Annotated in this window: 24 protein-coding genes; 3 read left to right on the top strand and 21 right to left on the bottom strand. The window is 71.1% G+C overall.

Annotated elements, in window-relative coordinates:
• Nucleotides 1–38 precede the first annotated feature (38 nt).
• From DI272_RS18655 to DI272_RS44190, 10 genes are all read right to left on the bottom strand, one after another.
• On the bottom strand, nucleotides 39–512 hold the full coding sequence (locus tag DI272_RS18655; protein ID WP_109496450.1) for a hypothetical protein: 474 nt from the start codon (nucleotides 510–512) through the stop codon (nucleotides 39–41).
• Entirely contained in the window at nucleotides 512–1,174 is a 663-nt protein-coding gene (locus tag DI272_RS18660; protein WP_109496451.1) for a hypothetical protein, read from the bottom strand. Before DI272_RS18660 ends, DI272_RS18655 begins: the two co-directional genes overlap by 1 nt.
• Nucleotides 1,174–1,830 (bottom strand): hypothetical protein, encoded by a 657-nt coding sequence (locus DI272_RS18665; protein WP_109496452.1) that lies wholly within the window; start codon nucleotides 1,828–1,830, stop codon nucleotides 1,174–1,176. Before DI272_RS18665 ends, DI272_RS18660 begins: the two co-directional genes overlap by 1 nt.
• 29 nt (nucleotides 1,831–1,859) lie before the next feature.
• On the bottom strand, nucleotides 1,860–2,042 hold the full coding sequence (locus DI272_RS18670) for a hypothetical protein (protein WP_109496453.1): 183 nt from the start codon (nucleotides 2,040–2,042) through the stop codon (nucleotides 1,860–1,862).
• A gap of 65 nt (nucleotides 2,043–2,107) precedes the next feature.
• Nucleotides 2,108–5,104, bottom strand: a complete 2,997-nt coding sequence (locus DI272_RS18675) for a hypothetical protein (protein WP_146238354.1) — start codon at nucleotides 5,102–5,104, stop codon at nucleotides 2,108–2,110.
• The gene (locus DI272_RS18680) at nucleotides 5,101–9,723 is read right to left on the bottom strand and encodes a hypothetical protein (protein WP_109496455.1); all 4,623 of its coding nucleotides are present in this window, start codon (nucleotides 9,721–9,723) and stop codon (nucleotides 5,101–5,103) included. Before DI272_RS18680 ends, DI272_RS18675 begins: the two co-directional genes overlap by 4 nt.
• A 3-nt stretch (nucleotides 9,724–9,726) precedes the next feature.
• A complete protein-coding gene (locus DI272_RS18685; RefSeq protein ID WP_109496456.1) occupies nucleotides 9,727–10,200 on the bottom strand; it encodes a hypothetical protein in 474 nt (157 codons plus the stop codon).
• Between the two features lie 33 nt (nucleotides 10,201–10,233).
• Complete coding sequence (locus DI272_RS18690; protein WP_258314602.1) at nucleotides 10,234–11,073, bottom strand: cupin; 840 nt, start codon at nucleotides 11,071–11,073, stop codon at nucleotides 10,234–10,236.
• Nucleotides 11,074–11,139: 66 nt separating this feature from the next.
• The gene (locus DI272_RS18695; RefSeq protein WP_109496457.1) at nucleotides 11,140–12,774 is read right to left on the bottom strand and encodes a major capsid protein; all 1,635 of its coding nucleotides are present in this window, start codon (nucleotides 12,772–12,774) and stop codon (nucleotides 11,140–11,142) included.
• A 112-nt stretch (nucleotides 12,775–12,886) separates the two neighbouring features.
• A complete protein-coding gene (locus DI272_RS44190; protein WP_146238355.1) occupies nucleotides 12,887–13,663 on the bottom strand; it encodes a helix-turn-helix domain-containing protein in 777 nt (258 codons plus the stop codon).
• 136 nt (nucleotides 13,664–13,799) lie between these two features.
• Here DI272_RS44190 and DI272_RS18705 point away from each other — a divergent pair, with 136 nt between their 5' ends.
• Nucleotides 13,800–14,069: a hypothetical protein gene (locus DI272_RS18705; RefSeq protein ID WP_146238356.1), complete on the top strand. Its 270-nt coding sequence runs from the start codon at nucleotides 13,800–13,802 to the stop codon at nucleotides 14,067–14,069.
• A 62-nt stretch (nucleotides 14,070–14,131) separates the two neighbouring features.
• Here DI272_RS18705 and DI272_RS18710 read toward each other — a convergent pair whose 3' ends face one another.
• The 9 genes from DI272_RS18710 to DI272_RS18750 are packed head-to-tail and all read right to left on the bottom strand — an operon-like array spanning nucleotide 14,132 to nucleotide 21,810.
• Nucleotides 14,132–14,317, bottom strand: coding sequence for a hypothetical protein (locus tag DI272_RS18710; RefSeq protein ID WP_109496460.1), 186 nt, complete (start codon nucleotides 14,315–14,317; stop codon nucleotides 14,132–14,134).
• A 1-nt stretch (nucleotide 14,318) separates the two neighbouring features.
• On the bottom strand, nucleotides 14,319–18,488 hold the full coding sequence (locus DI272_RS18715; RefSeq protein ID WP_109496461.1) for a phage minor head protein: 4,170 nt from the start codon (nucleotides 18,486–18,488) through the stop codon (nucleotides 14,319–14,321).
• On the bottom strand, nucleotides 18,481–18,738 hold the full coding sequence (locus tag DI272_RS18720; RefSeq protein WP_109496462.1) for a hypothetical protein: 258 nt from the start codon (nucleotides 18,736–18,738) through the stop codon (nucleotides 18,481–18,483). The genes DI272_RS18715 and DI272_RS18720 overlap by 8 nt, the downstream gene beginning before the upstream one ends.
• On the bottom strand, nucleotides 18,731–18,973 hold the full coding sequence (locus DI272_RS18725; protein ID WP_109496463.1) for a hypothetical protein: 243 nt from the start codon (nucleotides 18,971–18,973) through the stop codon (nucleotides 18,731–18,733). Before DI272_RS18725 ends, DI272_RS18720 begins: the two co-directional genes overlap by 8 nt.
• Complete coding sequence (locus DI272_RS18730; protein ID WP_109496464.1) at nucleotides 18,970–19,164, bottom strand: hypothetical protein; 195 nt, start codon at nucleotides 19,162–19,164, stop codon at nucleotides 18,970–18,972. Before DI272_RS18730 ends, DI272_RS18725 begins: the two co-directional genes overlap by 4 nt.
• On the bottom strand, nucleotides 19,157–19,531 hold the full coding sequence (locus tag DI272_RS18735; RefSeq protein ID WP_109496465.1) for a hypothetical protein: 375 nt from the start codon (nucleotides 19,529–19,531) through the stop codon (nucleotides 19,157–19,159). The genes DI272_RS18730 and DI272_RS18735 overlap by 8 nt, the downstream gene beginning before the upstream one ends.
• Nucleotides 19,524–19,712 (bottom strand): hypothetical protein, encoded by a 189-nt coding sequence (locus DI272_RS18740; RefSeq protein WP_109496466.1) that lies wholly within the window; start codon nucleotides 19,710–19,712, stop codon nucleotides 19,524–19,526. The genes DI272_RS18735 and DI272_RS18740 overlap by 8 nt, the downstream gene beginning before the upstream one ends.
• Nucleotides 19,712–21,472 (bottom strand): hypothetical protein, encoded by a 1,761-nt coding sequence (locus DI272_RS18745; RefSeq protein WP_109496467.1) that lies wholly within the window; start codon nucleotides 21,470–21,472, stop codon nucleotides 19,712–19,714. The genes DI272_RS18740 and DI272_RS18745 overlap by 1 nt, the downstream gene beginning before the upstream one ends.
• The gene (locus DI272_RS18750; RefSeq protein WP_109496468.1) at nucleotides 21,469–21,810 is read right to left on the bottom strand and encodes a DUF1360 domain-containing protein; all 342 of its coding nucleotides are present in this window, start codon (nucleotides 21,808–21,810) and stop codon (nucleotides 21,469–21,471) included. Before DI272_RS18750 ends, DI272_RS18745 begins: the two co-directional genes overlap by 4 nt.
• Nucleotides 21,811–22,197: 387 nt before the next feature.
• Between DI272_RS18750 and DI272_RS18755 the strand changes: the two genes are divergently transcribed.
• The gene (locus tag DI272_RS18755; RefSeq protein ID WP_109496469.1) at nucleotides 22,198–22,389 is read left to right on the top strand and encodes a hypothetical protein; all 192 of its coding nucleotides are present in this window, start codon (nucleotides 22,198–22,200) and stop codon (nucleotides 22,387–22,389) included.
• A 4-nt stretch (nucleotides 22,390–22,393) separates the two neighbouring features.
• On the opposite strand, the gene DI272_RS18760 is transcribed toward DI272_RS18755, so the two are convergent.
• Nucleotides 22,394–22,660, bottom strand: a complete 267-nt coding sequence (locus DI272_RS18760; RefSeq protein ID WP_146238358.1) for a hypothetical protein — start codon at nucleotides 22,658–22,660, stop codon at nucleotides 22,394–22,396.
• An 86-nt stretch (nucleotides 22,661–22,746) separates the two neighbouring features.
• On the bottom strand, nucleotides 22,747–23,523 hold the full coding sequence (locus DI272_RS18765; protein ID WP_109496471.1) for a hypothetical protein: 777 nt from the start codon (nucleotides 23,521–23,523) through the stop codon (nucleotides 22,747–22,749).
• 138 nt (nucleotides 23,524–23,661) lie between these two features.
• On the opposite strand from DI272_RS18765, the gene DI272_RS18770 reads away from it, so the two are divergent.
• Nucleotides 23,662–24,648 carry an RNA ligase family protein gene (locus tag DI272_RS18770; RefSeq protein WP_109496472.1) on the top strand — a complete coding sequence of 329 codons (987 nt, stop codon included), beginning with the start codon at nucleotides 23,662–23,664 and terminating at the stop codon, nucleotides 24,646–24,648.
• Nucleotides 24,649–24,691 lie beyond the last annotated feature (43 nt).

Raw genomic sequence — 24,691 nt, forward strand, 5'->3', positions numbered from 1 at the left:
GGAGGGGCAGGGACGTTAAGCCGTGCTGGCGGGGCCGGTCATGCTGCCGTGTCGTCTGGCGGGCCGAGCCAGTGGCAGGAGATGCGGGTTCGGCCGTCCGCGTTGGAGACGACGGAGGCGTTGCCGCTCGTGCCGATGCGGTAGGCCCACAACGTCACGACGTCGCCGGCCGCGAAGGGGTGCAGGAAGCTGAGGCCGCCGGTCGCCTGCACGACGGAGCCCGCGCCGTTGGTGCCCGCGAGCATGGCCTCACTGCCGCCGATGATCACGCCGTTCTTGTAGAGCGCCGCAGAGGAGTACACGGCACCGGCGACACCTACGGGCATCTGCACGACACCTCGGGCGTTGTAGTCCACCTCCCACACCCCAGCCCGGGGGATCGTCAGCGGCGGAACCTCGGTGATCTGCTCGTAGACGCGGTCAGCGCCGGTCAGGTTGTGGGCGAAGGTGAGCGTCGAGCCCTGCGCCCAGGAGGCGTCTACGCGGTCAAGGCTCGCTGCGGTGCCGGTCATCAGTCGCTCACCTTCGTGAAGCCGAGGCGCGCGCCCCAGAGGGAGGATGCGGTGGAGTCGTTGAAGCCGACGTGCGTGCGCGCGCCCTCCAGGCGGACCGAGGTCGGCCCGCTCACGGTGAGCCGGTGGTTCAGGCTGCCCGCGTTCTGCAACAGCATGTTGGCCGTGGTGCCCGCGATGTTGATGTTGGCGTACTGCACGCGCCGCTGGGAGTTGGCCAGAGCGGCGTTGAGGGTGACGTTGAACAGGCGGGCGTCGATCGCCACGGCGAACGGCGTCGTGGCGGTGATGCTGGAGAAGAAGTCGGCGGTCAGGTTGTACGTCCCGGCCTCGGGCAGCAGGACCTGCGCGCCGGTCGACACCCACGTGCCGGACGCCACCGGCTGGAGGTCCGCGCCCTGGCCCGGCCCGGTGCCGAATGCCTCCCCGCTGACCGGGGTCAGCCGCGCCCCGACCGTCCACGTCTCCGGGCACGCCCCGGCCGCGGGCGCCTGGACGTCGATGTCGACGGAGCGGTCCGTGCCGATGGCCCCGCCCGTGGCCACGCCCTGGAGGACCGCGCGCGGCACGAGGAGCCCGCTCGTCGTCTCCTGGAGCGCGTTGCACGCGGCCGGGTCGAGGCGCGGGTCGACCCGGTACGTACGTCCGCAGGGCCCGGCCATCAGTCGCTGACCTTCTTGAAGCCGAGGCGGGAGTTCGCGGTCTGGAGGCCCGTGGTGGAGACCGGGCTCCCGCTGCTGTCGAGGCGCATGACCTCCGCGCGGATGGTGGTGGACCCGGCGGTCGTGATGAACCGGTGGAAGGTGCCCATGTCGCTGTCGCTCATGAAGCTGCCGGGGTTGTTGTCGGCGTTCTGCTGGATGGTGTACTGACTGCCGCCCACGGCGTTGCCGTTGGTGACGTTGAACAGGCGGCCCGCGATGGCGATGTTGTACGAGCCGCTTGACGGGTTGGTGGCGATCACCGTGTGCAGGGTCGCGGTGACCTCGTAGACGCCGGCCTCCGGCAGGACGACGGACATGGTGCTGTCCACCCATGCGCCGCTCGGTGTGGCCACCAGGTCCACGAACGCCGCGAGCAGCGTCTCACCGAACACGGGCGTCAGCCTGGCCCCAACCTGCCAGTTGGCCGGGCACGCGCCGGCGGCCGGTGCGGTCACGTCCACGTCTACCGAGCGGTCCGTGCCGACCGCGCCGCCCGGGGCGATGCCCTGGAGGGCGACGGACGGGACGAGGAGACCGGCAGCGGACTCGCTCAGGGCGTTGCACGCGGCCGGGTCGACAGTGGCCGCCGAGCCAGAGCCAGAGCGGACCACCATGGTCCCGCCACCGCAGCACTTACCAGCCATCAGGCACCTTCCTGGGTCAGGGTGTCGGCGGTGGGCAGGGCGGCCAGGTAGGCGGCCTCGTCCACCTCCTCGTATCCGAGTTCTGCGTAGGGCGCGGCGTCTCGGAGGTTGTAGATGACCTGGACGCCCTCGCCCTCCTTCGTGAAGTAGCGGGGGTTCGGGGTGGGCTGCTCGTCGCTCATGACGGCTCGTCTCCTCGGGCTGGAGGGGCCGCCGCCCAGGCGCGGGCGGCGGCCCCTGGGGCGGGTCAGCGGTAGGTGTAGTTCAGGAGGAACTGTGCGGCGGCCGAGGCGCCGGCGAAGGAGGCCGCGGCCAGGGCGCTGTCCTCGTCCTTGGCGACGGACCACGTCATCGTCACGCCGGCCGGGATCGGCACGGCGCTGCCGTCCGTCATGGTGACGTTCACGGTGTCCGCGAGGACGGTCAGGCTGACGCTCTGCAGGCCGGGGAAGCTCCCGGCCAGGTCCTGGGCCGCGGTGCCCGTCACGGCCCGTACGCCGGTGCTCAGGGGCCCCGGCGTGGAGTCCTCGGCGGTGCACTCCACCGGAGCGGTCGGCGTGTACGGCTGGGAGGGGTCGCCGTCCAGGTAGGCGCCGAGGAGCGCCGGGGCGTCCGTGCCGCTGGGGTCGATGGCCCATAGCTCGGTGTACAGGACGTCACCGATGCCGTCGCCGTCCGTGTCGTCGCAGCCGCACCGCTCCAGGAGCTGCTTGACGTTCGTGTCCGTGGTGCTGTCGTCGACGGTGCACTCCACCGGGGCGACCGGCGTGTACGGCTTGGCCGGGTCGCCGTCCTCGTAGGTGGCGAGGAGGACCGGGTCGGTGCCGTTGCACGGGTCGATGGCCCACAGCTCGGTGTAGATGACGTCACCGATGCCGTCGCCGTCGGTGTCGTCACACCCGCACCGCTCGATGACCTGCTTCGCGCACGAGTCCGTCGTGCCCGTTCCAGCCGTTGCGGAGCAGACGCTCACCTCGCCCTGGGGCGTGTATGGGGTGCTGCCGTCCAGTTCCGTGTCCCTGGTGCCCAGGAGCAGGCCGGTGCAGTCGTAGGTGAACGCCCGCAGGAACGGGGTCGCGGTGGCCTCGGTGCCCTCCGTCTCCACCGTGAGGGGGCGGATGACGAGGTCCCGGTTCAGAGCGCCGCCGGTGCTGAGGTCGGTGAACCGCACCGTGACGGTGCCGCTCGGCGGGGCCGTGAACGCGAGGGGCGGCTGAGCGACGACGGCCCCGGCCGAGCCGCTGCCGTTGGACAGGTTGACGGTGCTCGTCGCGAGGACGGTCGTCCCGTCCAGGACGTCTACCTGGTAGATCGCATCGTTGGTGGCCGGCGGGTTGCCGCCGCCGCCCCATCCGGCGTCGAACAGCAGCTCACTGGCGGCGCCGCTGGTGAGGCCGGTCACGGCGCGCTCCGCCACGCCAGTCACAGGGACGTTGGACCGGGAGAACTGGAGCGTGTCGCCGATGACGACGACGTTGCCCGTGAGGGTGAAGGAGTCGGCCGGTACCGGGATGGGCGCGGCTGGCGAGTACACCAGGTCACAGAGCTGGGCGATCTCGGTGTCCCCGCACGGCGTGGTGCTCGGTGCGGTTGCCTCGCACTGGGCGACCTCGCCGGTGACGGTGTACGGCTGCCCGTCCAGGGTGGTGTCTGTCGTGGCGAGGACGTCGCCCGTCTCGCAGTCCGTGACCAGAGTCCGCAGGAACTGCGTGGCGGTGGTGGCCTCGCAGCCCTCCAGCTCCAGGGACATGGTGAACTGGTCGGCCGTCCACTGCTTCGAGGACAGGTGGAAGGTCTCCAGGACGAGCGCCACGTAGAGGTTCCCGGCGGCGACCTCGGCGGCCGTGATGGGGACGCTCAGGGTGAGCGTCTGCACGGTGCCGGCGGGCGCGTCGTGGAGCACGTCCTTGGAGGCGAGGAGCGTCGTCCCCTTGGTGAGCTGGAGCGCGCCGTCCCACGCCTGTCCCTTGCCGGGCCCGTTGTTCGTGACCCGTACGGAGACGTTGAGGGTGCCGGACGCGCCGTCACACCCGGCCAGGTCGGCGGCAATCTTGCCGGTGGCGACCGGGTGGACCTGTGCGGGGGCCGGGCCCGGGTCGGCGGGCCACACCAGGGAGCCGCCCGCCCACAGGGACGTGTACGGGCCGGGCAGGGTCGGGAACCGCTGGAGCCCGGCCTCGGCGCTGGTGGCGTCCGTGATGGTGGGCGTGATGGTCGTGGTGGAGTCCGCCGGGACGTCGCACACCAGGACCGTCTGAGAGTCGCGGCACGGCTCCACAGAGCAGGAGCCCACGGTGCCGGTCGGCGTATACGGGGCGCCGTCCAGGGTGTAATCGCTGTGGCCGACGATGGCGCCGTTCTCGTCGCGGGCGTAGTCCCGGACGAACGCCGTCACGGTGCCGTCCGTGGCGGTGTCGCACAGCTCCAGGATGTCCCGCTCCGGCTGCTCGACGCCGGCCGGGCACACGGTGACGGTACCGGTGGGGGTGTACGTGCCGCCGGTGACGGCGTCGACCAGGCGGACGGAGGCGATGGCACCGATGTCGTCGTAGGTGTACTCGACGAGGACCAGGCCCACCACGTCGCCGCCTGCGTCCACGTCGCAGAACGTGCCGGACACCTGGATGCTGCGGGACTCTCCGCAGGCGACAGTCCCGGCCGGGACCGCGCCCGCCGACCACGCCCCGGTGGTGAGGTTGATCCACCCCTCGCTGGTGACCGCTCCGGTGCAGTCCCGGACGACCGTGACGGCGATGGGGGTGCCGTCCGCCAGGCACAGGCCGACCGAGGTGACCGGGGTGGTCGGGGACTCGCAGTCCGGGGAGGTCGGGCAGACACCGACGGTGCCGGTGGCGGTGTACGGCGTGCCGTCGAGGCCGCGGTCGAGGGTGGCGAGGAGCGCGCCCTCACAGTCGTACGTGGTGGCTCTCACGAACTGGGTGGCGGTGCCGTCCGCCGCCACGTCGCACAGGATCTGCGCCGTGGTGGTGGCGTTGCAGCCGCCCGACGACGAGCACGGGCCCAGGGTGCCGGTCGGGGTGTAGGCGGCGCCGGTGACCGGGTCCACGGTGCGGGTGCCGACTCGGGCGCCGCTGGTCGTGTCGTAGATCGGCTCGACGAGGGCGACGCCGGCGACCGTGCCGTCCGCCAGCACGTCACACAGCAGGACGGTCTTCACGTCCACACGGGGCGTGGCTGCCGCTCCGCTGACGATCACGGGTCCCTGCCCGCAGCATCCACTCACAGCGTTACTCCTTGGGTCCACGTGATGGTGACGGTGCCGGTGTCGGCGGTGATGGTGAGCGGGCCGGTGAGGGCCGCGTCGTCGTCGCGGGCGACGCTCCAGGTGGCCGCCTCGCCCGTGTGCAGGGTGCTGGCCCCGTCCGCGGTGGTGATGGTTCCGGTGCCGCCGTGCGCGACGGCGGTCACGGACTGCAGAGTGGGGATCCCCGAGGCGTCCCACGGTGGGGCGCCTGCCGCGAGCTCCACGCGGTGGGCCTGCACGCCGAGCGCCGGGGGCGCGCCCTCGGCCTCGTCGGCGGCATCACAGGAGACGGGCGCCACGGGCGTGTACGGGGCGGTGAGGCCGTCCGTGTAGGTGCCCAGGCTGCTCAGGTTGCCGTCGCAGTCGACGGCGAGCAGCTCCACATAGCCCACGTCGGGGAGGCCGTCCCCGTCCGTGTCGTCGCACCGGCACGCCTGGATCACGTTGTTCGCGTCGCACGGCGGGACCGTGACCGATGACCCGTCACCGTCCGCCGCGCACTGCCCGACCTCACCGGCCACGGTGTACGGCGTCGCGCCGTCCAGACCGACGTCCACGGTGGAGACGAGGTCGCCGTCGCAGTCGTGGGTGAAGCGCCGCAGGAACGGTGTGCGGGTGACGGTCAGTGCCTGGGTCCGCACCTCCAGCGGCATGAGGAACAGGTCGCGGTCGTTGACCGGGCCGCCGGTCGTCTGGTCGGTGAAACGGATGGTCACCGCGCCGGTGGCGGGGGCGATGAACGCCACCGGTGGCAGGTCCTCGGTCAGCACACCGCCCGGGAAGACGTTCGACCCGTTGGAGACGTTGCGCGTCCTGTCGGCGAGCACCGTGGTGCCGTCCAGGATCTCCAGCAGATAGATCGCGTTGTTGGTGGCCGGGGAGGGGTTTCCGGCGCCGATCCACGCGGACGCGAACCGGAACTCGTACATGGTGGCCGGGAGCAGCCCGCCCACGGTCAACTCGGCTACGCCGTCGGCCGGCTGGTTGGCCTGGGCGAACCACAGGGTCGTGCCGTCGTTGGCGGCCACCACGTTCCCGGTGAGGGCGAAGTCGCCCGCCGGGGTCGGGATCGGGGCCTGCGGGTCGTAGGTCAGGTCACAGAGCTGAACGACCTCGGTGTCTCCGCACGGCTGCTGCGGGCAGCACGATCCGCCGGTGGCCGCGCACTCGCCAGGCTCGCCGGTGAGTGTGTAGGGCTGGCCGTCCATGGTGGTGTCCACCACGGCGGTGACCGCGCCCGTCTCGCAGTCCACGGTGACGTTGCGCAGGAACTGGACGTCGCACCCGGTCTGGTCGTAGACCACCGTGGCGGCGAAGTCGGACAGCTGCCACGCGGTGTGGCGCGGGGGCGGGCAGGTGGCGCCGCTGTCGTCGTAGGCGTCGAAGGCGAGCAGGACGGCGATGTTCCCGGCGGCGAGGTCGGCGGCGGGGACGTCGGCCTCGACGGTGAGCGTGCCGGCCCACCCGACGGGGGTGTCGACCGGGGCGAGCGAGATGTCTACCCGGTTCGCTTCGCCGGTGCCGTTGTAGAGCCCCAGGAAGCCGGTGATGCGGCAGCCGACGTCGGGGCCGAGGGCGGTGACGTCGACCTGCGCCGTCACGTGCGCGGTGCCCGTGTCACAGGCCGGCCGCGGGGCCTGGATGATCGCCGCGGCGGTGCGTACGGTTCCGCCCGTGCCCGGCTGCGGGCCCGCAGCAGCCGGGAGGTTCAGCGTGCCGCCGTCCCACAGGGCTTGGGCCCCGGCCGTGGCCACGCCCGTGGTGTACGGGTAGTACGGCGCGCCGGGGGTGTCCGTGACGGTCGGTGCCGGGGCGCCGTCGGTGGGCAGGTCGCACAGCAGGAGAGTGCTCGTGTTACGGCACGGCTCGGGCTCCGGTGAGCACACGCCGAGCGTTCCCACGGGGGTGTAGGGCGCTCCGTCCAGGGTGAGGTCCACCACGGCGGTGACGGCGCCTGCCTCGTCCTGGACGAGCTTGCGGACGAACGGCCCGGCGTCGTCGCACAGGACCAGCTCCCCGTGGAAGGTGTCCGGGGTGACCGTAACGGGGCCGGGCACCTCGGAGGGGCAACGGCCCACGGTGCCGGTTGCTGTGTAGGGGGTGACGCCGTCCAGGGCGGTGTCCGTGACGGTGGGGGTGCCGCCGCCGGCTGGGAAGACTAGGCGGCGCAGGAACGGCGTGCTCGTGCCGCCGGCGGCGACGTCACACAGGACGAGGATCTCGGTATCCGGCTCTACCGGCTGCGGGTCTTCCTCCGCCGGCTGGCAGACGCCGACCAGGCCGGTGGGCGTGTACGGGGTGGACCCGTCCAGGAGCGTGTCCGTGGTGGAGATGACGGTGCCCGTGCAGTCCCGGCACACGGTGCGGGCGAACTGGCCGCCCAGGGAGACGTCCAAGGCGCCGAACTCCCAGGTACCGAACCGGCGGCACTCGGTGCTGGCGTTGCGGCCGCCCAGGTACTGGAGCGTGAACGTGGTGACGCCGGTGACGCGGAACCTGGCCGACTGCGCCCGGGTGGGGGTGTTGAGGGTGCACCCGGCGTTGGTGACGGTGGAGTCCACGCGCAGGATGTGGGTGACCTGGTTGTAGCTGTAGCCGGACGGCAGGCTCAACGGCACTGCGCCCGGGGGGAGCTGGACCTGGTTCTCTCCGGGCGCGGTGCCGGTCGAGTAGGTCATGGCGATGCTGAAGTCGACGTTCACCGGCTGGTTGAACGTCCACCGGGTGACGGGCACGGCCGGGTTGGGGAAGACGGCCACGTCCCACCAGGCCGCGCCGTCGCTCTGCCTGTTCGGCGCGAACGGGTTGGGGGCGGTGGCCGCCCAGGTGACGCCGTTGGACAGCGTGCCGGTGGAGGCAGTGCCGGCGATGGTGGCCGGGGGCGCGCCGTTGGTGTCGCACAGGACGACGGTCTCGCAGTCACGGCACTGGTCGACGCAGCGGCCCACGGTGCCGGTCGGTGTGTACGCGGTGCCGTCCAGCAGGTAGTCCGCGTGGCCGGTGATGGCGCCGGTCTCGTCGCGGGAGTAGTCCCGCACGAACTGGGTGACCGCGCCGCCTGCAGCGGTGTCGCAGAGCTGCACCAGGTCGCGTTCGGGCTGCTCGACCCCGACCGGGCAGGTCGTCACCTCGCCCTGCGGGGTGTAGGTGGTGCCGGTGGTGGCGTCGACCAGGCGCACGGCGTCGACCGCGCCGTCCGCACCGTAGGTGTACTCGATCAGCACCAGGCCGAGGACGTCGCCGCTGACCGGGTCGACGTCGCAGAACGTGCCGGTCGTGCTGATGCTGCGCGGGTTGCCGCACGCCATGGTGCCGACGGGGGGATCCCCGGCGGTGTAGGTGCCGGTGGTGAGGTTGAGCCAGCCGTCCTGGGTGACGGTGCCGTCGCAGTCGCGGGTGACCACCACGGCGATCGGTGTGCCGTCCGCCAGGCACAGGCCGAGCGTCGCCGCCGGCGTCGTCTGCGCCTCGCAGTCCGGGGCGGCCGGGCACAGGCCGACGGTGCCGGTGACGACGTGCGGTGTGGAGCCGTCCAGCTCCACGTCCTCGTAGGAGGCCGTGTCGCCGAGCCACGAGTAGCGGCGCAGGAACGGTCCGGCATCGTCGCACAGGGTCAGCGTCTCGGTCGTCTCGGTCGCGTACTCGCAGTCGACCGGCGCGGTCGGCGTGTACGGGACGGACGGGTCGTCCTGGTAGGTGAGGACGAGTTCGGCCGTGCCGTCGGCCTTGATGCACCACAGCTCGCTGTAGGAGACGTCAGCGACGCCGTCGCCGTCGGTGTCGTCGCAGCGCTGGCGGCACACGGTGTCGACGCAGCCCGAGGTGCAGGGGCCCGCGTCGACCGGGGGCGGGCCGGCCGTGAAGACACCCGCCGTGTCCAGCCAGCCCGCAATGACCGGGTCGTCGGGAGTCGAGCCACACGTGTCGCAGCCCGATCGGACGACCAAGAGCACGGTGGTGCCGTCGGCGCGGCACAGCGGCGTCGACGTGATCGACGGGGAGCAGCAGGCGTCGCTAGCGCAGGCGCCGACGGTGCCGGTGACGACGTGCGGGGTCTGCCCGTCGAGCGCGACGTCCTCGAACGTGGCGATCCCGTTGAGGAACGTGTACCGGCGCAGGAAGGGCCCGCCGTCGTCGCACAGCATCACCGTCTCGGACTCGGGGCAGCCGTAGGTGCAGTCGACCGGCGCGGTCGGCGTGTACGGCACGCTCGGGTCGTCCTGGTAGGTGAGGACGAGTTCGGCCGTGCCGTCGGCATGGAAGCACCACAGCTCCCTGTAGGTGGCGTCCGCCTGGCCGTCGCCGTCCGTGTCGTCGCACAGCTGGCGGCAGATCGTGTCGATGCAGTTCGTCGTGCACGGTCCGGCGTCGGCCGGTGCCGGGCCCTCGGTGAAGACTCCGGTGACCGGGTCGATCCAGCCGACAACAGCCGGGGCGGCAGCCGGGTCGCCGCAGTCGACGCACTCGGAGCGGATGACGACGAGGACGGTCGTGCCGTCCGCGCGGCACAGCGGCGTGGAGGCGATCGAGGGCGCGCAGGCGCAGGCGCCTGGCGTGCCGCCGCCGCCTGGAGCGCACGGGACGGGCGAGACCGGCATGGGTCAGTCCTCCGGGTGGGCCTTACGGCGGTGGGCGGCGAGAGCGCGGTCGTTCTTGAAGGGGCGGTCGCAGTCGGCGCACTTCGGCCCTTCGTCTTCCGGGCTTGCGTCGCTTGCGTCGCTTTCCTCGACCGGGGCGGGGTCGAGCGGCACGGCGTCGGCGGGGTATGCCTCGGCCGGAACCTCGGGCAGCGGCTCGCCGGGGATCCCCTCCCTCTCCGGCAGGTCGACGCCCAAGAGTTCAGGCCCGCTGGCGGTCTCGGTCGGCTCCGCCTGCTCGTCGGGGCTGACGTACGGGTGACCGTCGACGACCGCGCCGATGAGCAGCTGCTCGGGCATGGTGGTGAACAGCTCGTTCGGGACGGCGAAGTCCGACGGCGAGACCGTGCGCAGCTTCGGGTCCTGCGTGACCGCCCAGCGCGCGAAGTCGACCCGCCGCTGCGGGGCGGGCCGGACGGTGATGAACGCTCTACTCACGGGCAAAGGCCCCCATCTGGTCGTGTACGGCGGTCATGCGGGGCACGTCGACACGTTGATCGCGCAGACGGTGCAGGTCGTCGCGACGACGTAGGTCCGCTCGACGAGCACGCGCTGCGTGTTGGTCCGGTAGTTGATCGACGGGCCGGGCTGATCCGGGACGGTCATGGCCGGGCCGCGCCGTACGACGACCGGGCCGGTGATGTACAGCCAGGCCGTGCCGGGGTCGGCGGGGATGTTCCCGGGGCCGGTGTTGGCGGTGCTGTATCCGGCGCCGATGACGACGCAGTTCCCGGCGAGCGTGGTCGGAGGACCGCCGCCCGGGTCGCGCTGGACGACGTTGCAGCAGCCCAGCAGCGCGGCGGCGCCGGCCGGGACGTGGAGAACGCCGACGCCGCCGTACTGCTCGGCCAGGCAGCCCTCCAAGGCGGCGACGCCCTGCGCCATGTCGACAGGCCCGGCGGCCGGGGTGAGGTCCGTGGCTGTCGCGGCGAGGGTGTTCGTCCAGAAGCCGAGTTCGACGGCTTCCTGCTCGCCGAGTTCGAGGGACGCCTCGGCGTGCTGGCGGGCCTCGGCGTAGCTCCAGCCCATCGTGGCGCACTCGGCGCCCGCATAGACCGTGATGGGGTCGGCGTGCTCGGTGGTCGGGCGGCAGAACTGCTTCTGCGTGGGGGCGCCGGGACTCTCGTCCGTGCCCACGCAGGGGTCGTTCCACACCTCGACCGGGCAGCAGCCGAGCGCCATCCACTCGACGCCCAGCAGCTCGTGTTCGTCCTGGACGTCGATGACTTCGGTACAGCCGCCGAGGATCCCGTACGGGAGCGGACGCCCGGGGATGGCCTCGACGCGGCGTCGCATGCCGGCGGATGCCACCTGCGCACCTCCTCATAGGGTGCCGCGCCGAGACCCGTAGGTCTCGGCGCTGGACGTGGGCAGGGGTCAGGCGATCGGGCAGGTGACGCCGAGCTGCTCGCCGGTGCGGCCGTCGGGGCAGACCGGGACGGTGACGACGCGGGCCTCGTTGTTCCGGGCGATGAGCGCGGTGCACTCCTCGGTGAACAAGGCCGTGTAGTCGTTCGTCGAGAACTTCGTCGAGTCGTGGATCACGCCCAGCGAGATCTCGCCGCCGCGCCCTGCCTCGAAGGTGCCGGCCGGGTAGATCAGGAACGGGATGGACGTCGGCCAGTCGGTGGCCGGGGTCGGGCCGCCGATGTCGGTCGGGACGGCCGGGGTCAGGCCGCGCGCCCACTGCACGCTGATGCCGAGCTGCGCGAACGCGTTGACGACGCACGCGATGTCGATGTCGTCGCAGCTGACGCCGTTCTGGCGGGCGATGTCTGCCAGGAACAGGTTCTTCGCCCACCAGGGGAAGACGACCTCGATGTTGATGTTCTGGCAGAGGCTCAGCTTCTCCGTCATGTCGCTGGCCTGGAGGGCGACCGCGGCGAAGATGGCGGAGAACGCGCCGAACGTGGCGGCGATCGTGACGGCGGTGGAGGCGGCCACGGCCTGCGTGAACAATTCCTGGCGGATGCGGATCTCGTGCGCGACCATCGCCAGCGACTGGTAGTACGCCACCAGCTCCGGGAAGTGCCGCTGCGTCAGGATGCCGGACTCCAGGCACGCGCCGACCGCGTCACAGCGGACCTCGACCGGCTCCGGGCAGGGGATGCGGAAGCAGGGCTTGACCGCGCCGGAGATGTCGTCGGCCTCGGTGTGAATCCACGTCATGGCGGCGACGTCGAGCGACGGCATCGGGAAGTAGCGCAGGCCGCCGCGGGCGAGCTGGATCTCGGGCAGGTCCCACAGCATCTCCGGGCAGGACATGTTGGTGAGGGTGTAGACCGTCTCGGACGGCGCACACCATCCGCCGCTCGCGACGAGGTCGCCGCCGTTGAGACGGGACTGGTCGCCGGCGAGGACGACCGCACGCGTGCCCTCCGTGCCCGAGGAGCTGTCGTTGACGATGAGCTGCTGCGGGAACGGCAGCCGGTAGGAGGCGGTCAGGCCCACGCCGCCACCGGCGGTCTTGAGGGCGTTGGCGCGCCGGATGATGCCCTCGGTGACGCCCTCCATGTCGAGGGGCTGGCCCGGCTGGTAGCCGGGGACGTCGACGGAGGCGGTGATCTCCGGGCGCGGGTTGGGGTCGGCGGGCAGTACGCGCGGCTGGTGAGCCCGGACCCGCGACAGGTCCAGGGCGCGGGACTTGACGGCGGCGGAGGCGGTGACGGGCTCCTTGGCCGGCTCGGCGGCGGGCTCGGCAGCCGGCTCGGCCGGGTTCTCGGCGGCGGGCTCGGTGGTGGCGGCTTCCTGCCCGCCCTCGTCGCCGCGGACGGTCGCGGCGAGCGCCTCGATCTCGGCGGCGGCCTTCTGGGCGGCCTCGATGCGCTCCGCCTTCTCGGTACGGATGTTCTCGACCGCGGTGGCCAGCTCGCGAAGCTGGGTCAGGTCGTCGCTGGTGACGGTGCTGCTGCCAGCCTTGGCGTCGAACGCCTTGACCGCGCCGTCGAGAAGGTTGTCCAGCTCTTCGTCGCTGAGGGTGGTGATGTCCTCGGGAAGCGAGAACTCTTCCATGGGGCCGGTCTCCAAATGATCGATCTTGGAGACCCGGCCCAAAACCAGCGGTCGTCTGTAGCAGATAGTAGCCCGCTGGTCCGGAAGTTTCGGGTGAACTATGCGTCAGGGGCTACTGAGTGAATCGACGCCTCGGGTGCATGGGCTCGGCCGGCCGCTCTCCCGTGAGTAGGAACTTGGCTATAACTTCCGCGTAATCACGCCTGAGCAGGTTGCCGTGCACCACCTTACTTACCGTGACAATCCCCAAACCGAGATTGTCAGCGATGGTGCGCACAGTGACCACGCCCGCCCGCCTGCGCAGTTCGTCCCATACGAATCCCATATGGGGGAGGACCGACAGCACCGTCACAAGTTCGGTCGTGGACAGGGCATCAAGGAGGTCGGCCGCCGTAACAGCCTCCCAGAACCCGACCGCCGCAGTTCCTCCCTCGGCTACCGGCCCTAGGAACGGATTCGACATCAGCAGCGCGCGAGCGGCCTGCTGCTCACCCACGAGTTCTGACGGATCCGCTTGCAAGAGATCATCAATGAACCACTGCGACGGCCCCCTCCCGAAGTACGCCTGACGCATGCCTGGTGGATGCTCCTTGCCATCCGAGGCAGCGGCACTCAGCAGTTCGATTTGTTCTTCGGTCTCGCTGCGAAGCAACAGCCATTCTCGATGGTTACCGTTCCAGGCGGTCACGAGAGCCGCGAGGACAGGCCTCGTTGGGATCCGCTGTCCCCTCAACGCTGCGTAGAGCGTCGACTTCGGGATCTGCGTCTCTTTGGAGATCGCTTCGACCGTCTTGGCGTCGAAGCCAGCCTCATCCCGCAGGCGGCGGAGAGCGCGGGCGAATCGGGCCTGCGGACTGTCGTCATTGAGCGGTGTTGCTCGACGCGGCATCTGGTCTACACCTGTTGTCTCGTATTGAGCGCAGATTGTCGGCGCATTCTCTCGACCCCCTTATCAGGGGGGCAAGGCCGCCCGAAACTACAGGCAGACAAGCCAGTGACCGCCAGGCGCCTCTAGCTCCCAAAGCATGTTGAGGACACCCGACGGCCAGACCGCCGCTCGCGCGGCAGATAGGACGACACCAGTGCTGACGCCCTGCAACCATGATGAACCGCTCCACCCCCTCCACCGCAAGCGCCGTCTCAAGCTCATCCTCGTCGGCGTAGTCGTCGTCGGCGCCGCTTCGGTCCTGCCGCCCGACCAAGTGAGTGCCGTCTCGCAGGCGGTCGGTGCCGCCGCGGCTTCGACGGTGGTGCTCCGTGGCACCAGGGAAGGGGGCGGGGTGATGGTCGGCTGACCCTGAGCACCGCACGAGGCCCCTCGGCACCGGTCGAGGGGCCTCCTGCGTTCCCTTTTCGGCTACTTGGCGGTCGACTCGGCCGCGTTCTTCGGCGGCACTTCGCGGATGACGCTCCCGGCGTACCGCTTACCGACGCTCTCGGCGGTGGGCTTGCTCGCCGAGGCGAACACCACCTTCTCTCGGCCGTCGGTGGTCACGACGACTTCGTAGCGGGTCTTGTTGCCACCCTTGCAGGCGCATCCCATCTCAGATCACTCCGTTCGTTACGGCGACGGTCTCAGCGGCCGGGTGCTGCGCGACGAGCGCGGCCATCTCCTCGATCTCTGTGCGCCGTTCCTCCTGGCGGCGGGTCACGGCGTCGGTGAGGAGGTCGACGAGGGGCCCGGACGCGAGGGCTGCGGCGAGCGCCTCGACGTCGACCTGGACGACCGGCGCCCCGGCGTCCGGATGCCGTCCGGACGCTCCGTCCGGACGCTGTCCGGGCAGGTCAACGCTGATGTCCGTCGAACTCGCGAACGCCGTCCGGATGTCGTCCGGATGCTCGTCCGGACGGGTGTCCGGAGAAGGTTCGGATGCCTCGTCCGTGAGCGGGAGGAGGCCCGCGGCGGAGGCGGCGAGCGCCAGGTTCGACCGCTCGGCGACCGCATGGAGGGCGGCCAGCAGCGGCGTCGAGTGGCCGGGCACGGGCACGGTCAGCACGGCCCGCAGCTGCCACGACCCGTCTCGGGCCTGCCGCAGGTGGTACGACGGCTGGCACGCCGCGAACACCGCCCGGTCCCATTCCGACAGCCACGGCGCCGCCGCACCGCTGAACCACAGGCCGCGCTCGTTGAGGCCGACGGTAACGATCGCCCCGACGGTCCTGCTGTCGTCGAACTGGCAGGCCGCCGTCTCACACTCGGCGCCGTCCCTGTGGTGGCCCACGTTCATGGTCATCGCGCCGACCCGGGCGAACGAGCCGTCGTCGAGCTGGAACTTCGCCCGCAGGAAGTGCGAGAAGTCGAAGCCCTCCGCGGCGAGCTTGCGCACTGTCAGGTTCTTGCCCGGGTAGCCGGCGTGCGGCTCGTCGATGGTGGCGACCCACCCGTAGGCGCGGCCGTCCTTCAGGTGGACGCCGCCCGCGCCGTCGGGGAGTTCCTCCTCGGTCGGCTCGGCGAACCAGGCGGCGGGCATCGGCGGCATCTGCTGCATGGCCGTCCACGCGGACGCCTCAAGCTCGTCCTCGACACCGGCTGCGGACGCGCGACGGTCGATGACCAGGGTGTCGGGCTCCCAGTCCGAGATCCGGTCCTCGAAGCCGCTGCCGGAGGAGGCCGCCGTGAGGGCGAGTGCCAGCCCTGCGAGCGCACCCGAGGCCATCCGGCCGTTGATGATCTCGACGTCGTAGACCGCCGTCTCCAGCGGGTCTTCCGGCTCGTTGGCGGCCGTGACCCGGAACTGCGTGCCCGGCGCGGTGATCCACTCCGCTTCGGACTTCTCACCGCCGAGGGCGGTCACGTCGAGGGCCTGCGTGCCCTTGGGGGCCTTGATCCTGAACAGGGAGCCGCCGACGCCGGTCATGCCGCGCGCTACGTCCTCGTCGTCGGACATGCTGGTGAAGCCCTTGTCGTGGAACTCGTCGCCGGGCTTCAAGCCGAGGCGGAGCTGCCGGGTCCCCCGGAACATGCTCCTGTCCTCGCTCAGCGGGTCCTGAATGCTGATCAGGTCGCTGAGGGCAGAGATCCGGTGACGGGTCTCGTCCAGCGATGCCCGCTGAGGCTCGGCGTCTCGGCGGAGCAGGGCGTTCATGTCCCGGTAGGCGCGGCCCTGGTAGTCGAGCATGGCGTCCAGGTGCTGCTCCTCGCTGAACAGGTTGCTCCCCGCCCAGCCGCCGCCCGCGTGCTGCGTCCTGCGCGACTCGCGGGCATTGCGGCCACTGGGGTGGTACTTGCGGTAGCTGGGCCGCCCAGGCGTGCCGTGGAACTCGTCCTCGGCGATCCGCTCTTCACCGCTCGCGGTCTTCTCGCCCTCCGGCAGGGTCGACGGCCCGCAGAACAGGCCGGGCGCCAGGCGGACGATCCGGCCGTCCTTCGCCGCCCCGTTGAGGTGCCCGCGCGCGGTACTCATGGCCATACCGAGCGCGTTGGAGACTTCCCGGGCGCCGACGGCGGCCGGTGAGGTGCACACGTAGCGGACGACCCGGTCTCGGGTCTCCCCCGCCGCGGTGATGTCCGGCACCGGCGCGGCCGCGGTCTCGTCGAGCGGGTCGAGGACGATCTTGGCGTCCTTGAAGGCGGGCATCGACACGAGCGTGGCGCCGCGCAACCGGGCATCGGTGATGCGCAGCAGGAACTCGCCGGCCTTCTGCTCGTGGATGACCAGCCCGGACTCCGGGTCGTCCGCGTCACCGGCCGCCGCGGTGAGAGCGCCGGTGCCGTTGAAGGCCTGCGCGATCGCCGCGGCGGTGAGTACGCCGCCGGGGCCGGTGATGAGCTGGACGTCGTAGCGGCTGCGGGAGAACGCCTCACCGGCCGCCGTCCACTCGGCCCGGGTGGAGGCGGACAGCATCACCGAGCCGTCCTCCATGCTCATCACGCTTGCCTGTGCGAGCGTCGCCGACGCGAACAGCCACTCCGCGTCCTCGGGGCTGAGGGTCTTGTCGACGAGCTGGATGCTGACGTTGTCCAGGTCCACGCTGATACCGAGCGGCGCCTCCTCCTCAAGGAGCTGCACCGCGTCGAGCCCGGCCGGCTGGTTGAGGTACAGCGCACCGGAGGCGGTGATGCGCTTGCCGTCCCGCTTCACCTTCTTGATGGCGCCGGCCAGGCGGGCGCCCTGGTGGCCCATCAGCATCTCGTCGGCATGCTGGAGCGGCTGCGGCTGCCGGTCCCACTTCAGGGCGCCCTTGGTGAAGATCCGGCCGTCGCCGGTCTCCTCGTCCTCGTAGGCGATCGCCCACGGGTCGGGCGTCGACCAGGTACGAACCGTCAGCGGAACGAAGTCGGGGGCCGCGGTGGCGGCGGCCTTGGCGTCAGGCATGGGTTCTTCCTCCTGCTGGGGGCCGAGGGGGATGTCGGTGTGCTCGTCCCCGAAGGCGACGCGCAGCCTGTCGAAGGTCACGGGGCCGACTCTCGCGAGCAGCTCGCTGTACGGCCCGCTCTCCGCCGTGTAGACGGCGCAGGTGTGGGCCGTCCACGGGGAGTGCTGGCGGGGCACGTCGGGATGCTCGGTGTCGGCGAGCGCCACGGTGACGGCCTGGCGGGCGTCGCCGAGGGTCGGGGCGTCGTCGGGCCGGTCTCGGCTGTCGCTGATGGTCCACACCCACGACGGCTTGTCGGTGTCGGTGTTCCAGTGGGCTGCGCCGGTGGCGTGCCCGGCGATGGGGCCGCCGAGGTCCCCGGCCGCCGTCGTGAGGGCCTGGATGAAGTCGGCGCGCTGGGCCTCGGTCCACTGGCCGGCGTCGTCACCGAGGAAGAACATCGTGCAGTGCAGCTCGTCGACGGGCTCACCGCCCTCGATGGCCAGGCGCTCGGCGTCGGCGGGGGTGGGCATGAGGGCCACCATCGCGCCGGACAGGTGACTTCCATCAGCTGCGGCCGTGGAGTCCCTGGCATTCTCAAGTGCCGCCGTCGGGGCCACTTGAGAATCGAAGGCCGACGACCGCACCTCGGGGTGGACTCGCAGCACGCACCGGCAGTTGACGACCTGTGAGGCCGGGGCGCTGGGGTCGTGGGGGGCGTTCATCTTCGAGGAGCCCACGCTGAACTCCTCGTCCAGCAGCAGGACCGTGCCGTTGACCTCGCGGTGGTCGTGCCGGACACGCGTGTCGGCCTTGGTGACCCACTGCTTGACCAGGGGCCGGTCCTGGCCGGTGGCCGCCCTCGCTGCGCCCAGCGTGGCCGTGTTCCAGGCCCGGCCGGCTTCGGTACGCGCGATGCCTTCCTCACGGTCCGGGCCGAGCTGCGAGCCCTCCCGGGCGAACCGCTCACGCAGGCGTGCCCGCAGCTGGTCGATGGACTCGCCCGCGTCGACGCCCGCGGCGAGTTCCTCCCGGGCGGCCTCCGCGAGCCGGTCACCGACCGCGCGCATCAGGTGCTCGGTGACGGTGACGTACTCGCTCATCGCCGGCGGCAGGTCGCGGCCGTCCTGGTACCGGCCTTCCAGGTCGTGCCACTCCTCGGGGAGTTCACTGTCGGTTGCCTCCGCGGTGTGGGCGGCGGCCTGCTCCGACACGCGCAGCAGGCGGCGCACGAGGCGCGGCACCCGCTCCGTGAACATCGCGGCGATCCGGGACACGGAGAACCGTGCGGCGACGAGCTCGGTGGCGTCGGCCAGCTCCTGGGCGAACTCGTCGGCAACCTCGCCCAGGACGGCCGACACCTCGTCGGCTACCTGCTGTTCGGCGTCTTCCAGGAGCTGGAACAGGTCGTCAGCCATCGGTGCCCTCCTGTGTCGCACCGGCGAGGGTCACGGAGTTGTCGGCGGCACGGAGGAAGCCCCACATCCCGAGCGGGATCGTCCCGTACCCCGTGTCGGCGGTGAGGGTGACGTAGACGCTGGCCTCCTCGCCGTCGGGGAGCTGGTCGAAGTGGGTGACCGCCACCGCGGCGGCGTCCTGGATGAGGCCGACGATGGCGGCCGCGTGCTCGGGTGAGGCGTCGTCCGTCAGGAAGGCCGGCTCAGCCATCGGCGCTCACCTTCTCGGCCTCCCGGCTGGGGACGGTCACACGGTCGGGCGTCGGCGTCTCGTCGATGGCCTGGTTGTCGCGCTGCCGCCAGGCGAGGAGTTCCTCCCAGACCTCCCGGCCTGGGCAGCGGGAGCACCAGCCGAACGCCCGGTGCCCTGCGCGGGAGTGGCCGGGCGGGGCGACGTGCAGCTTTGGCTGCTCCACCACCGTCAGCTCGTCAGTTCCGTCGCTCACTGCTGGTCTCCCTGGGGGGTGTTGGGGCAGGGTTCGAGGCGGGTGAGGTAGAGCGTCGTGGGCCCGCTCGTCGCGATCGGCCCGTCGGGGCCGTTCAGGGTGAAGCCGAGGACGTCGAGGGGGCGGGCTTCGAGGACCTGGAGGCCCCCGCAGGCCGCGCACAGGGAGAGGTCGCGACGGCACTCAGCCACTGGTGACCTCCTGGGCCGTCTCGCAGCCGAAGCAGAACGCGAACCGGCCGACCTCATGCACGCCCTGAGGGGTGGTCACGGTGAAACCGGCGTCGAGGACGGTGTCGCTGCGCCCGCAGCTGGGGCAGTCGACGGTTCGTGAGTTGACGTCGGCGATGAGAGGGCCGCCACCCTCGTCGTCCTCGTCGTCGCCGTCCGGCGTGGCCGTCGAGGCGTGCTGGGCGGCTTCGTAGCGGGCCTCCTCGTGGACCTGCCAGGCGGCCAGCTCCTCGGCGACGGTCCGGCCGTGGCAGAGGGAGCAGAAGCCGTGCACGCGGTGCGAGGGGTTCGAATGGCCGAGGGGGGCCGCCCGCATGAGGTCACCCACGGTCGTCCTCCTCGTCGTTGCAGATCTCGCACGCCGTCCAGGTGCCGACGACGGACACGCCGCCCGGGGTGAGCATGAGGATGTCGCCGGTGGTGCGCGTCCACGCCTTGCACGTCTTGCACCAGTCCTCGCGGGCCGGGCCCGGGGTGACGATCACGGTCAGGGGCGCCGGGGAGGCCATCACGCGGCCACTTCCAGCGAGGCGCAGGAGCCGATGACGGCGGGGACGACCGCGTACGAGTGGCAGATCCCGGCTGCGATCAGCTCGCGGGCGTAGGAGTCGAGCGAGGCGGTCAGGCAGTCCGAGCTGAGCCCGTACCGCTTGGCGATCTCCGGGACCCGGTTCCAGGCCCCTTCCAGCAGCCGGTACTGCTCGACCTGGCCGGGCTCGACCTTCAGCTCGGTGTGCAGGGCCGCCGCTTCGATCTCCCGTGCTCGGGCGCGTTCGCTGCGCGGGCAGATCGGGGTGCGGAGCAGCTTGTCGCCAGCCGAGGACAGGGCGGCCCAGATCAGGCCGTCGGCGGCTGCGACGAGGCCCTCGCCGAGGGGGCGGCCGGCGGAGGCGGGCAGGGTGTCGGGCTCTTCCTGGGTCTCGTCGACCGGCAGGTCCGGCTTCGCCGGCCCCTGGTCCTGGCCGTCGCCCGGCTGCTGGTCCTGGCCGTTGTCCTGCTGCTGCTTCTTGCGGGCGGCCTCTTCCTCGGCGGTGGGGGCGTCGGACTCCTCGAAGCCGGTCTCGCGGCGCAGCGCTGCGGAGCTGATGACGCCACGGTCGAACGCCTGCAGCGCGGTCTCCGACCGGTTGGTGCGCACCCGCAGGTTGGCGGTGTCGTACCAGACGAGCCACCTGTGCCAGTCCTCGACCTTCTCGGCCTGGAGCAGCGGGCGCATCCACTGCTGGGTGAGGGCGTGGCAGACGGTCTGGAGCTTGGGCTCGATGCCCATGCGGATCGCCTCGGAGGTGAGCATCCAGGCGCCCCAGTGGTTCGTGTCGCCCATGCCCAGCAGCAGTTCGGCGGGGATCTCCAATCCGGTGGCGAACCGCTTGATGGCCTCCTCGCGGAGCTTCAGCGCCAGGTCGTCGAAGTTGCTCTCGAACGTGAGCAGCTTGAAGTCGGAGATGGACTCGGGGGGGACCTCCAGCACGATCGGCACCGTGGCCGCTGCGCTCTCGGGCTCGCGGATCGCCGTCTCGGCGATCATCATCAGCAGCTCGATCAGGTCGTCCTCGGCGTCGCCCTGGCCGGGCCGGGTGGGGAAGCGGACGCCCTTGGGGACGAGGAGGATGCCGCGGCCGGTCAGCCGGGACCGGGCGATGGCCTTCACCGCGGCGTTCAGCAGGAGGAGTTCCTCCAGCAGGTCGATGCTGGCGCGCACGGGGCTGTCGGCTTCGACGAAGTGCTCGGGGTCCGGCTCCCACACGCGCAGGGCGACCGGCGAGTCCGGGTCGAGGGTCTCCTCGTCGCCGGCGGGGACCTCGATGTCCTCGCCGTCGATCTCGGCGATGAGCTTGCCGGACTTCTGGGAGACCTCGCGGGTGGACAGCACCCGCCAGTCGTGGCCGTCTTCGGGGACGTCGGGGCTGAGGACTTCGCTGTTGGGGCGTACGAGGACCCAGCCCTCGCCGGCCACGGTGAGGTGCTTGCCGAAGGCGGACAGCAGCTTGGACTGCCCGTCGGGTCCACCGGCGATCTGGGCGACGATATCGGCGGCACGGTGGTTGTTCGGGGCGGGCTCGATCGTGCCGTCGTCGGCGCGACGTCCGGCGTACAGGGTGGCGGCCGCCATGCCGTTGGCTTCGTAGGTGGCGGCGAAGCGGACCTCGGGGACCTGGTGGTACAGCTGCCAGGCTCGGGTCTGCCATCCCTGGTCGGTGGTCGCCTTGAGCGTGCGGACCTTGCGGTCGACGTAGCGGGAGGCGGCGGCCGTGAGCTGTCGGGTCACTTGCCCACCTCGCCGAGGGTGTCGTCGACGCGGTTGAGGAGGACGGCCGCGCCGGCGACCGCGAACCATTCGATGCCGTGGATCAGGAGCGGGGCGTCGTCGAAGCGGCCGGTGACGAGGAGGTAGGTGGCGAGGAGGGCGCCGGAGATCCACCAGCCCATGCAGTACGGGCAGGAGATCAGCGTGACTGCGGCGCTGCGTACGGGGCTGTGGGTCTTTCGGCTGTGCCAGTCGAAGACGACCGCTCGGGCGGGATCGAGGATCGTGTCATGAACAGCCAGCTGGGTTGCTCGATAGCCAGCGGCGGCGAGGACGAGGAGTGCCGGGATGCTGATCATGTCCGCCCCTTGCTGAGGATCTTCCGGTTGCGGCGGGCACTATAGGTCATTCCAGACACAAGGTGCTTTCGTAACTGATCGCGCTACGACCGGAATTGATCTCCTTGGGGCGTCAACGCACCATATGCCAGGTCTGCTACAGTCCGCGGCGCACGCCCTGAGCAAGCGTGCGCCGGGAGAACGGCACCGGCGGTCACGCCGCTACAGCGTCCGGACGGCGGGGGTGCGATCCCCTGGCCGCCGGTGCCACCACTCCCGGGCTGCTTTCCCGGGCCCCCGTAACCCCGAGCACGGGGGCCCGGATGCAGGCCCGCAGATCCCCGCCGGTGGACGGCCGCCCTGACGCCCCGTCTACTGGCGGGCCCGCGACACAGGACGGTCGATGCCATGGCCTGCAAGTCCCCTGACTGCGAGCGGTGCCGGCCGCACGGCATGGCCGAATGGGGCCTGGTGCTGGCCTGGCAGATGCGCGACGCAGACGACGAGGGAATCGGCGGCATGAAACGGGACTGCCCGCACGGCGGCCGCTCCCCGTTCAACTGGTGGTACGAGGCCCGCCGCCGCCTGACGGGCCGGTAGCCGGTCAGAACATGGCCAGCGTCCCCAGCGACCCCACCGGCTCCTCACCGGCCGGCTCGTCCTCAGCCTCTACGAACTCCAGCTGCGCGCCGGGCCCCGGCAGGTCCACGATCGCCAGCGAGCCCGCACACGACACGAGGGCGTCACCGAACAGCTCGGGCCGCTCCGTCGGGTCATGCCGCCACAGCCGGCCCTTGCTGGGCCGTCCAGCCACTATCCCGGCCGCGATGGACCGCTGGCAGAACTCGCACTCAACTCGGGGCATCTTCACGCAAACCAGTGTGCCGATGCCCGGTCTGCCACGTACAGCAGACCGGGCATCAGGTCACCAGGCGGGCGATGCTTCTGGATGCCCTGTCACCTCGTGTGGGCTTCCAGCGCCTTTGCCGCCTGGCACAGCGCATTGAGGTCACGGAGGAAGTACCGCATAGCGGTAGCACTCTCCTGGTCGCGATTCGCTTTCCAGGGGCTGCGGCCGTCTCTCAGCAGCTGCCCGACGGCCTGGTGGGCGGCGACGTCCGTGGCTTTGTCGATCCAGTCGTCGGCTACCGCGGCCCTCACGTTGTCCAGCCTCGTCCAACTCCTTTCCACCTCCGTCCGCCACCGCCCCATGTGGTCAGTTTCGTTACTTTGCCTACGAAACGATGACCACCTGGTGCGAGGTTGTCCCCCAGGAGCCGGGAGCAGTTCGTCGAAGGCGGCGAGCAGGGAGAGCTCGCGGTCTTCTCGGCTCTGGTCGTCGCCGCGGACCGCGCGGATAGCGATGGACTCGTTGAGCAGAGCGCGCACCTTGCCTGACACCTCGTCCAGGGTGAGGCCGTTGAAGACTTCCAGCAGGCTCGCCACGAAGAGGGAGGCCCGCGCACGCGCCTGCTCGGTCTCTCGGTGCTCTTCCTGCTTCCTCGTCAGGTAGTCCAGTCCTACGAGCGCGAAAGGGATACCGAAGCAGACACCGGTGAAGCCGGAGAAGATATTCAGGAAGTAGTTGTGGCGCGACCACCAAGCGATTGAGTCGAGCCACAGGCCAAGGGCAAAGAGGGCGACTCCCGTTGGAATGCCAGCGCCGATGACGATGCGCGTCGTCAGAGGTCGACGTCTCGACCTGGCGGGTGCCTGCGTGTTGGTTTGCGGCACGATCTCCCCTAACTCGTCTGCAGTAGCGGGACGTTAGCGCACAGTCCCGCAGCTGGGCGCGCCTACGCCGTTCAGACCGCGTCTCGGGCCGCTGGAACCGACGCGCGCAGTGACGTCGCACCGGTTAAAGATGATCAAGTGACGCTGTCTCCTCCCATCGAGCCGATGCTGGCCGAAGCGCGGCGCGAGCTGCCGTCGGGCAGGGCGCTGCCCGGGCGCCTGGTCGCCGAGCAGAAGCCGGACGGCTACCGCGCCGTGCTCTTCGCCCACACCGGCAAGGTCATGCTCCACTCACGCAACGGCGCGGACCTGACGCCCGCGTTCCCGGAGATCGCCGCCGCGGCCTCCGCGCTCGAGGAGGACCTCGTCCTCGACGGCGAGCTCGTCGTGCCGCACGAGGGACGGCTGCACTTCGGCCAGCTCCAGAACCGGGCCCGCCGCCGTGGCCGGGGCGCGGTGGCGGCCGCCGCCGAGCACCCCGCCTACCTCATCGTCTTCGACGTCCTGGAGGCCGACGGGGTCGAGCTGCTGGACCGCCCGTACCGGGAGCGCCGCGCCCGGCTTGAGGACCTCTTCGCCCGCGAGGTGCTGGGCGGGCCGTTCACCCTGTGCCCGGCGACCACGGACCGAGCAACCATGCTCGACTGGCTCGATCCGGCGTGGGGCGCGGCCGGGATCGAGGGCGTCGTCTGCAAGGGCAGCGAGCAAAAGTACCTGCCCGGCAAGCGGGCGTGGATCAAGGTCCGGTCGCGCGTGACGGCCGAGGGAGTGATCGGCGGCGTCACCGGCACCCTCGCGTCACCGGCTTCACTGCTGCTCGCCCGGTACGACCACGCGGGCCGGCTGCGGCTGGTCGCCCGTTCCACTCCCCTGCCGACCGCTGTACGGCGAGACCTCGCCGGACGCCTCCACCCTGCCGGACCCGATCATCCTTGGCACGGGCGGCGCTTCTCGGCCGGCTGGGGCACTCGCGGCGAGCTTCAGTACCACCCCGTCGCCCCGGACCTCGTCGCCGAGTTCCTGGCCGACACGTCAGTGGACGAGGGGATCTACCGCCATCCAGTCCGGTTCCTGCGACTGCGCGACGATCTGAGCCCCGAAGACGTGACCACCACCAGCGGATAGGTCGACCACCCTTCTTGTACGCGTAGAGCAGGCCGACGCGCGC

The organism is Streptomyces sp. Act143 (assembly GCF_003143935.1).
Lineage (GTDB): Bacteria > Actinomycetota > Actinomycetes > Streptomycetales > Streptomycetaceae > Streptomyces.

Bases quoted from the DNA above. Each gene is read 5' to 3' on its own strand.
- DI272_RS44190 (WP_146238355.1), bottom strand. From the start codon at position 13,663: ATGCCGCGTCGAGCAACACCGCTCAATGACGACAGTCCGCAGGCCCGA.
- DI272_RS18705 (WP_146238356.1), top strand. From the start codon at position 13,800: ATGTTGAGGACACCCGACGGCCAGACCGCCGCTCGCGCGGCAGATAGG.
- DI272_RS18695 (WP_109496457.1), bottom strand. From the start codon at position 12,774: ATGGAAGAGTTCTCGCTTCCCGAGGACATCACCACCCTCAGCGACGAA.
- DI272_RS18710 (WP_109496460.1), bottom strand. From the start codon at position 14,317: ATGGGATGCGCCTGCAAGGGTGGCAACAAGACCCGCTACGAAGTCGTC.
- DI272_RS18680 (WP_109496455.1), bottom strand. From the start codon at position 9,723: ATGCCGGTCTCGCCCGTCCCGTGCGCTCCAGGCGGCGGCGGCACGCCA.
- DI272_RS18755 (WP_109496469.1), top strand. From the start codon at position 22,198: ATGGCCTGCAAGTCCCCTGACTGCGAGCGGTGCCGGCCGCACGGCATG.
- DI272_RS18670 (WP_109496453.1), bottom strand. From the start codon at position 2,042: ATGAGCGACGAGCAGCCCACCCCGAACCCCCGCTACTTCACGAAGGAG.
- DI272_RS18750 (WP_109496468.1), bottom strand. From the start codon at position 21,810: ATGATCAGCATCCCGGCACTCCTCGTCCTCGCCGCCGCTGGCTATCGA.
- DI272_RS18715 (WP_109496461.1), bottom strand. From the start codon at position 18,488: ATGGCTGACGACCTGTTCCAGCTCCTGGAAGACGCCGAACAGCAGGTA.
- DI272_RS18655 (WP_109496450.1), bottom strand. From the start codon at position 512: ATGACCGGCACCGCAGCGAGCCTTGACCGCGTAGACGCCTCCTGGGCG.
- DI272_RS18665 (WP_109496452.1), bottom strand. From the start codon at position 1,830: ATGGTGGTCCGCTCTGGCTCTGGCTCGGCGGCCACTGTCGACCCGGCC.
- DI272_RS18740 (WP_109496466.1), bottom strand. From the start codon at position 19,712: ATGGCCTCCCCGGCGCCCCTGACCGTGATCGTCACCCCGGGCCCGGCC.
- DI272_RS18660 (WP_109496451.1), bottom strand. From the start codon at position 1,174: ATGGCCGGGCCCTGCGGACGTACGTACCGGGTCGACCCGCGCCTCGAC.
- DI272_RS18720 (WP_109496462.1), bottom strand. From the start codon at position 18,738: ATGGCTGAGCCGGCCTTCCTGACGGACGACGCCTCACCCGAGCACGCG.